At 32.5% G+C, this 6,523-nt stretch carries 4 protein-coding genes and 2 pseudogenes; all 6 read left to right on the top strand.

The window, feature by feature from the left end; all coding sequences use genetic code 11:
- Positions 1-155: 155 nt before the first annotated feature.
- Positions 156-227: pseudogene (locus tag HMPREF9333_RS13695) on the top strand (tyrosine-type recombinase/integrase); the annotation flags it as partial.
- A gap of 305 nt (positions 228-532) precedes the next feature.
- Positions 533-796 (top strand): zinc ribbon domain-containing protein, encoded by a 264-nt coding sequence (locus HMPREF9333_RS13175; protein ID WP_005541934.1) that lies wholly within the window; start codon positions 533-535, stop codon positions 794-796.
- Between the two features lie 6 nt (positions 797-802).
- Positions 803-1,339, top strand: a pseudogene (locus HMPREF9333_RS10535) (ClbS/DfsB family four-helix bundle protein).
- Positions 1,340-2,055: 716 nt separating this feature from the next.
- The gene (locus HMPREF9333_RS10530) at positions 2,056-2,271 is read left to right on the top strand and encodes a helix-turn-helix domain-containing protein (protein WP_005541931.1); all 216 of its coding nucleotides are present in this window, start codon (positions 2,056-2,058) and stop codon (positions 2,269-2,271) included.
- Positions 2,271-6,029, top strand: coding sequence for an N-6 DNA methylase (locus tag HMPREF9333_RS10525; protein ID WP_005541929.1), 3,759 nt, complete (start codon positions 2,271-2,273; stop codon positions 6,027-6,029). Before HMPREF9333_RS10530 ends, HMPREF9333_RS10525 begins: the two co-directional genes overlap by 1 nt.
- Before the next feature lie 83 nt (positions 6,030-6,112).
- Positions 6,113-6,403 (top strand): transposase, encoded by a 291-nt coding sequence (locus HMPREF9333_RS10520; protein WP_005539276.1) that lies wholly within the window; start codon positions 6,113-6,115, stop codon positions 6,401-6,403.
- Positions 6,404-6,523 lie beyond the last annotated feature (120 nt).

Here is a 6,523-nt window from a genome sequence, read left to right as displayed (position 1 = left end):
AAATGTAGCAGTGAAGTTGTCAGTCGACGGATATACAGACTTTATGTTTGTCTCAAGAACAGGGCATCCACGAACTCAACAAGAGTATTGTTCTATGTTTTCAAGGCTTATTGGAAGATATAATATGACTAATATTATTCCCCTTACCTAAGATAATGACACTTCATACCTTAAGGCACACATTCTGCACTAAGTTAGCGGGTGCCGAGCTTAATCCCAAATCTTTACAGTATCTTATGGGACACGCAAGTATAGCAATGACACTTGATTACTATACCCACGCCAACATACAGACTGTAAAAGAGGAATTTAATAAGCTGGCTATGTGATATAAGTATTAGGATTACTACTATTTTACTACTTTTGAATAGCAAAATAAGTGAAGTTTTAAGAATTTATATCATATCTTCCATAAAAGAAAATACCGATAAAGCACGTAAATACGGGATTTATCGGTATATAAGAACTTATAAAAAGATGAATGGGAAAGTGGATATTATTTTGTATAAATAAAGATAAGGAGGAATAAAAAATGGATACGAAGTATTGTCAGTGTTGTGCTATGCCTATAGGAGAGGGAACAGATCTTTATGGTACAAATTCAGATGGAAGCGTAAATGAAGATTATTGTAAGTATTGCTTTGAGAAAGGCGATTTTACTTTTAAGGGAACAATGGAGGAAATGATTGAGATATGCGTTCCTCATGTAGTTGAAGCTAATAAAGATATGGATGAAGATAGTGCAAGAAAAATGATGATGGAGTTTTTCCCAACTCTAAAAAGATGGAAGGAGTAAAATGTCATGGCAAGACCAACAACAAAAAATGATTTAATGACTGATGCAAAGACAAACTATGAAAAGTTATATTCACTTATTTCAAAGATGACGGAGGAAGAGTTAAATATCCCCTTTGATTTTTCAAATGATGAAAAGAAAAAAGAAGCCCATTAGAGAAGAGATAAGAATTTAAGAGATGTTTTAATCCATCTCTATGAATGGCATCAGCTTGTTTTGAATTGGGTACATTCAAATCAAAATGGCGAAGAGAGACCGTTTTTACCATATCCTTATAATTGGAAGACCTACGGGGATATGAATGTGGAATTTTGGAAAAAACATCAAAAGACCTCTCTTGAAGAAGCCAAGAATCTGCTTGAGAAATCTCATAAAGAGGTGTTGGAACTGGCTGAAAAATTTACAAGTGAAGAATTGTTTTCAAAAGGGGTCTATAAGTGGACAGTGGGTAGTACACTGGGTTCGTACTTTGTAAGTTCCACATCAAGTCACTATGATTGGGCAATAAAAAAACTAAAAGCTCATCAAAAGAATTGCAAGTAATAATTCACTTAATCGATCATGTTCTTGGTATATCTGAAAATATTTCATAATAAAGTTAGATAAGTGAAATACTGTATATAGAAGCAATACCCAATCGAATATGCAACTTTTAAGAAGGAAAGGCAAGAGCCAATCCTTCTTTCTTTATGCCCAAAACTTTCTTGATTATTTTTTTGGATCAAGGGTTACCAAGAGGGGTCATTTTTAAGGTTTATAGATAGAGGGGGTTCATAACCTCCTTGGGTTCAAAGGAACAAAACAAAAATAAAGCCTGACAAACATATGGTCAGGATTGTACCTTGAAAATTTCATAGACCAAGATGGTACTTTAATCGTTAGTGAGCGAGAGAATACTACGCCCAGACCTTCTTGCTGAAGGAGTTTGCCTGTTTGTTTCAGGGCATTCCGATTCGGTTTCAATGAATACCAAGCAATTTGAGGATAGAAAGAAGCGAGCGAGAAATAGGAACACTCAAAGTAAAGATAGGAACTTTACGAGCCATGATACTAACGAGGATAATGATACTTCTATTCCGTTGTTGCCAGCCCGCCGAGAGATGAAGAACAGTCTAAAGTGGTAAGGCTAAAAGCATTGCAAATAGGACTATCTCAAAAATTACTAACGTAAACGCAAGTATTAAATTGTTATAGATGACTTTTATGACGATTTATGTTATACTTAAAAATAACATTTTGTTGGATAAGGAGAGTAGAAAATGGCTGTCAGTTATAAACCCTTATGGCACTTATTGGTTGAGAAAGAAATGAATAAGGAAGATTTGAAAAGAGTGTCGAATATTACAAGTAATATAGTATCAAGAATGAGCAAAAATGCTTATGTAAACCTTGACTCCATCGAGAAAATTTGCTTGGCGTTGGATTGTAGGGTTGAAGATGTTGTTGAGATAATTAGAGATGAGGAAATTAGATAATGATAACTTTAAACAATATAAAAGAGGTATTGCTGCTTTGGGGATATATCAACATCGAGGATAGGTATATATATCATTTTGAAGAATTTGATTGCAATATCGAAGTTGATTTTAAAAACAATAAAATTCTTTATCCTGAAGATAAGGGGCTTGTTGTAAATGAAAGGCAAACCTGCAATTTATCGGACAATGAAAATTTTGTTGTTTTAGAATGTATTCACAGGCTTTTATTAAAGGGATATAAGCCATCTCACATTGAAATTGAGAAGAGATGGACACTTGGTCATTCTCAAAAAAGTGGTCGTGCGGATATATGTATAATGAATGAAACTGGAAATGATATGCTGGCTATTATAGAGTGCAAGACCTATGGAGCGGAATTTGAAAATGAGTTGAAGAACCTAAAAGCTGATGGAGGTCAGCTATTTAGTTATTATCAGCAAGAACAATCGACTAAGTGGCTAATGCTCTATGCAACAGGATTTGTAGATAATAAGATTGAACATCAGGCGAATACTATATCTGTATTTGATACTGAGGAAGTGCTAGAGAAATTTACAAAGAACAAGTCTATAAAATTATATGATGATGCACATTCTAAAGAAAAAGCATTCGATGTATGGAAAGAAACCTACGAGCAAAAAATATACGGTGATTTGATTTTTTCTGATGATACGATTGCTTATATCATTGGTGAGAAACCTTTAAGGAAGAAAGATTTAAAAGAATTCAACCCAAAAGATAAGATTGTCAATAAATTTGAGGAGATACTAAGGCACAACAATGTGTCTGATAAAGAAAATGCATTCAATAAACTGGTGGCTCTTTTTATCTGCAAATTAGTTGATGAGATAACAAAGCAAGATGATGACATTGTAGATTTCCAATATAAATTTGGAACAGATACCTACGAAACCCTCTTAGATAGATTGCAAAGATTATATAAAGAGGGAATGGACAAGTTTATGAAAGAGGAAATATTCTATGTTTCTTCTGAATATCCGCTAAATTTGTTTAGCAACTACAAGGGACAAAACAGAAAAAATGCAATAAACGACCTAAAAGAAACATTTAGAAAATTGAAGTTTTACTCTAACAGCGACTTTGCATTCAAAGATGTTCATAACGAACAACTGTTTATGCAAAACGGAAAAATCCTTGTAGAAGTCGTGAAACTGTTTGAAAATTATAAAATTGTTTATTCTTCAAAACACCAATTTCTTGGAGATTTATTTGAGCAACTATTAAACCAAGGCTTTAAGCAAAATGAGGGACAGTTTTTCACTCCGATACCTATAACAAGGTTTATCTGGGAAAGCTTGCCCATTGAGAGCATTGCAAAGAATTTAAAGGGTGATAAGTATCCGAGAGTAATTGACTATGCTTGTGGAAGCGGTCATTTTCTTACGGAGGGTATAGAAACCATAAACAGTGTCATCAACAGCGACAACAATGACTGGGTAGACGAAAAAATCTATGGAATAGAGAAAGATTACAGGCTTGCTCGTGTTTCAAAGATCTCGTTGTTTATGAATGGTGCCGGTAGTGGAAATATTGTTTTTGGAGATGGACTTGATAATCATAAAGACAAGGGGATAATAAATAATAGTTTTGATATTTTGGTAGCTAACCCACCATATTCCGTGAAGGCTTTTAAATCACATTTAAAAATAAAAGATAATCATTTTCAACTAAGTGATTTCATATCTAATGATGGTAGTGAAATTGAAGTGTTATTTGTAGAGAGAATAGCACAACTTTTAAAACCCAATGGTATTGCAGCGGTTATTTTACCTGCACCTATATTGAGCAATACTTCCAATAGTTATACTGGTGCTAGAGAGGAAATATTAAAAAACTTTAAAATAAAAGCAATAGCACTATTTTCAGACAAGACATTTAGTGCAACAGGAACAAACACTGTAGTCTTATTTTTGCAAAAATATAATGAACCACCAAAGTATTTCGAGTTGGTTGAAGATACAGTGCAAGCTATTTTTTCTAATCGCATAACAGATAACTGGATAGATAAAGAAGTTTTTAAGGATTATTTAAATCATATTGATGTTGAAGCAAAAATTTATCAAGGCTTCTTAGAGGAAGATAAAAGTTATAAAGAGTATAAGGATAATGATTATTTTAAGATGTATGTTGATACATTTATTACCACACCTGAATACAGAAATGCAATCAGTAGAGTAACTTTTAAAAAAATGAGTAAAGAGGATCAAGGAAAGAAGTTGGATGATATGTTTTATTCGTATTGTAAAGAAATAGAGAGGGATAAACTTTTTTATTTTGCACTCATAAGACAAAATAAAACTATTGTTATAAAAGCACCAACTTCAGCAACTGATCAATATGAATTTTTAGGTTATCAATGGTCATCTAGAAAAGGTAGCGAAGGTATACAAATCATAAAAATGGGTGGATTATTATATGATGAAACGAATAGAGAAAGTAAGGACCATATTTCTCCATTTATACGAAAATCATTTGATAATGAGCAATTGGAGATAAACAAGAAGATAGGGGATTATGTTAGTATCATTAAAACAAAAAATATGTTGAACTTTGATAGAGAGAAATTTGATAAAACAATCAATCTAATAGAAAAAAAGGAGGTAAAACTTTATAGCAAATATAAAATTTCAAAAATAAAGAATATAGAAGATGTTCAAATAATTAGAGGTGTAACATATCCTAAGGAGAAACAAGTTTTAAATAAGACTGAGAATATTGTTTTGACAGCAGATAATATTTCTTTAAGTAACAGACTAGATATAAAAAAAGAAATTTACTTAGAGAATGTTTATGTAATGTCAGAAGAGAAAAAACTAATCAAGAATGATATTTTTGTATGCTTCTCAAGTGGAAGCATAAAGCATATTGGTAAAATGGCTTTTATAAAAGAAGATCTTAATAAATTCGCTGGAGGATTTATGGGAATAATTAGGTTGAAAAATGAAGAATTAATAATCGCAAAGTATTTATTCTTGATATTATCATCTGGTGAAATTGCGAAACAAATAAAAAGCATTGCGTTTGGCGGAAATATAAAAAATTTATCGTCAGATATTGAGAATATCAGTATACCTGTTCCTCCCATTGGTGTGCAAAAAAAACTAATCGAAGAATGTGAAAAAATAGATGAAAATTTTGAAAAAACACGAATGAAGATAGAAGAATATCAAGCAAAAATACAAGCTATTTTTGATGAATTAGAAGTTGTGAAAAATGATGGGGGGGGGTACAAACTAAGTGATAGCAATGTTTTCAAACTTTCTATTGGGAAGAGAGTTTTGCAAACCGAATTAAGCGAAAAAGGCATTCCGGTATATAGTGCCAATGTTTTTGAGCCGATAGGCAACATAGATAAAAAGCTTATTGATAGCTTTGAAAATGAATATATCATATGGGGTATTGATGGAGATTGGATGGTAAATATTTTGCCGAAAAAATATGAGTTTTATCCGACCGATCATTGTGGGATAATGATTGTCAATGATGAAGTGATTAATCCAAGGTATATGGCTTATCTCTTGGAAAAAGAGGGCAATGCTAAAGGATTTTCACGAACATTCAGAGCTTCATTAGATAGGATAAAGAGCATAAATATATCTGTTCCTAACATCGAGTTGCAAAATGAAAAAATGGAAGAAGTGAACAAGATAGAGATTGAAATCGAAAAGTTGAAAAAAGAGCAGATTGATATTAACTTTGAGATAAATAACATAGTAGAAAAATATATTAATTAGCAATCAATGGAGTGGTAGCATTTAAGTAGAGTTGGTAAACTCACCAAATCTATGGTATTATTAAAAACACAGAGGTGATCAAAATGCAATACGACAAAACTTTTAAAGAAGAGGCTGTTAAGCTATCCGATGAAATTGGTCTTAATGCCGCTGCTAACCAACTCGGTATTCCTTATTACACCCTTTCGGGCTGGCGTAATAAACGTAAAAAATATCAGGAAACCGCATATGTTGGAAGCGGTAACAAACGTTTATCTAATGATGCCAAGGATCAAAAGATATGCGAGCTTGAAAAAGAGGTTTTAGAACTTCAACGGTCTAATGACATCCTTAAAGAGGCTCTCGGTTTTTTCGCCGTAAGCCGGAAGAAATAAAGGCTCATTACCGTTATCAGTTCATTTATGACAAGCACAATGAACTTTGGACTGTAAAGCTTATGTGCGAAACTCTTCATGTAAGCATTTCAGGTTATTACAAGTATAAAACAATCTTAA

Origin of the sequence: Johnsonella ignava ATCC 51276 (assembly GCF_000235445.1) — a bacterium.
Lineage (GTDB): Bacteria > Bacillota > Clostridia > Lachnospirales > Lachnospiraceae > Johnsonella > Johnsonella ignava.
This window is presented reverse-complemented; position numbering and strand designations above follow the sequence as displayed.

Bases quoted from the DNA above. Each gene is read 5' to 3' on its own strand.
- HMPREF9333_RS13175 (WP_005541934.1), top strand. From the start codon at position 533: ATGGATACGAAGTATTGTCAGTGTTGTGCTATGCCTATAGGAGAGGGA.
- HMPREF9333_RS10530 (WP_005541931.1), top strand. From the start codon at position 2,056: ATGGCTGTCAGTTATAAACCCTTATGGCACTTATTGGTTGAGAAAGAA.
- HMPREF9333_RS10525 (WP_005541929.1), top strand. From the start codon at position 2,271: ATGATAACTTTAAACAATATAAAAGAGGTATTGCTGCTTTGGGGATAT.
- HMPREF9333_RS10520 (WP_005539276.1), top strand. From the start codon at position 6,113: ATGCAATACGACAAAACTTTTAAAGAAGAGGCTGTTAAGCTATCCGAT.